Here is a 255-nt window from a genome sequence, read left to right on the forward strand (position 1 = left end):
CCATAGGACAAACGAGAAAATGATTCTTTTCCAATCCACCTTTTTACGAGACGTGGTAAAATTTTTAAATGATAGTTTGTGCACAAACTTTACCACGATCCATAAACTGCCCATTGCCGCGAAAAAAGTCAGCAATACCAAAAAAAAGAATAAATTAAGCCCAAGTAAGTCGGCCATAGCCCCATAATCGGCGCCTATACTATTAAAGGAATCTGATTTCATGATCAGGGCAAAAAGAAGGGGAATCCCTCCAAT

Annotated in this window: 1 pseudogene; it reads right to left on the bottom strand. The window is 38.8% G+C overall.

The window, feature by feature from the left end:
* Window positions 1-255: pseudogene (locus SB717_RS37670) on the bottom strand (hypothetical protein); the annotation flags it as partial.

The sequence above is a fragment of the Priestia sp. SIMBA_032 genome (assembly GCF_046535215.1).
Classification (GTDB): domain Bacteria; phylum Bacillota; class Bacilli; order Bacillales; family Bacillaceae_H; genus Priestia; species Priestia aryabhattai.